Source organism: Candidatus Protofrankia californiensis, assembly GCF_900634765.1.
Taxonomy (GTDB): domain Bacteria; phylum Actinomycetota; class Actinomycetes; order Frankiales; family Frankiaceae; genus Protofrankia; species Protofrankia californiensis.
Genome location: NZ_CAAAFT010000119.1, coordinates 22362 through 23888 on the forward strand (window position 1 = coordinate 22362; position 1527 = coordinate 23888).

The window sequence follows — 1527 nt, forward strand, 5'->3', positions numbered from 1 at the left end:
TCACCCGGCCGACAGTCACCCGGCCGACAGTCACCCGGCCGACAGTCACCCGGTCGACGGCCGCACGGCCGGCAGCACACCTGTTGATCGTTACGCCGTCGACGGCAACGCCGTTGATCGTTACGTTGTGGCGTGGACCTCACCCGAGGTCGAACGGGCGGCGCGTGAGAATGAAGGAGCGTGGGCATGACGGCCGAGTACCTGGCAACCGGGTACCCGACGACCAGCCATCCGGGGGCATCCGACGCTGTCGTAGCCGGCGGGGTGGCATCCGGTGAGATAGGCGGGATAGACCAGGTAGCGACATGGGACGTCGAGCGGGCCGCGGTCGAGGAGCGGATCCTGCGCGAGGTTGTGGCGCTGCTGCACGACGTCATCGGCGAGGAGTACGTAATCGACCTTGAGATCGACCCGTCGACGTCGTTCAACACCGACCTGGAGCTGGAGAGCATCGAGTTCGTCACCCTTGCCGACCGGATGCGGCACCGTTACGGCGACACGGTCGACTTCGTCGGTTTCCTCGCCGACAAGAGCGTTGACGAAGTGATCAACATGCGGGTCGGTGAGGTCGTCTCCTTCATCGCCGACTGCCTGACACCGCCCCGGTCGTAGCGGTGGCCGACATTCTCGCCAACGGCGTCCGCCTGCACGTTCAGCGGCTGTCACCCAAAGGCGGCCCGAAACCCGAGTCGCCGGTTGTCGTCATGGTGCACGGCATGGTCATGGACAACATGTCCAGCTTCTACTTCTCGCTCGGGAACAGCCTCGCCCACGCCGGCGCCGACGTGATCTGCTACGACCTACGGGGCCACGGCCGCAGCGAACGGACGCCCGACGGCTACGCGATGGCGAACTCCATGGCGGATCTTTCGGCGATGCTCGACGCGCTCGGCGTCGACCGTCCCGTCCACCTGGTGGGCAACAGCTACGGGGCGACCATGGCCTTGTCCTACGCCCTGGAACACACCGGATGCGTGGCAAGCCTCACGATGATCGAACCGCCTTTCCTCGTCGAGGGCCTCGGCGCGCAGATGGCCCGGTCGCTGGCACAGGTCTCCGCCGGGCTCAGCGATGCCGAGGTCGAGCGGTGGCTGGCGCTGTCCGCTGGGCGGGCCGTCAGCCGGATCACTCGTAGCGCCCAGTCACTGCTGCGGGAGACCTCGATCGCCCAGGACATGCTCGCCACCGAGCCCTTCTCCCCCGAGCGGCTGGCCCGCCTCGGCATCCCCGTACTGGCGGTCTACGGGGCGAACTCCGACATCGCCGACCACGCCGAAGGGCTTGCCAGGCTCGTCCCGGACTGCACATTGATCATCCTGGAGCACCACACCCACGCGGTGCTGCGAGAGGCCACCGACTACCTGCGCATCCTCACCAGATGGTGGCTGTTCCAGCCCGATACCCCGGTACCGCCCTACTCCCGCACCGCGGGGCAGCAGTTCGACACCCCCGACTGGGTGACCCGGATGGTTCCGCCGCCGGACCTCAACCGTCCGGACAGCAATCCCAACCGTCCGGACAGCATCC

Annotated in this window: 2 protein-coding genes and 1 pseudogene; all 3 read left to right on the forward strand. The window is 67.3% G+C overall.

The window, feature by feature from the left end:
* A pseudogene (locus DD1DGNOD_RS27845) lies at window positions 1-190 on the forward strand (hypothetical protein); the annotation flags it as partial.
* Window positions 191-279: 89 nt separating this feature from the next.
* Window positions 280-612 carry an acyl carrier protein gene (locus DD1DGNOD_RS07140; protein ID WP_430827768.1) on the forward strand — a complete coding sequence of 111 codons (333 nt, stop codon included), beginning with the start codon at window positions 280-282 and terminating at the stop codon, window positions 610-612.
* 2 nt (window positions 613-614) lie between these two features.
* Window positions 615-1527 (forward strand): alpha/beta fold hydrolase (locus DD1DGNOD_RS07145; protein ID WP_131769707.1); only part of this gene is annotated, 913 nt, incomplete at its 3' end.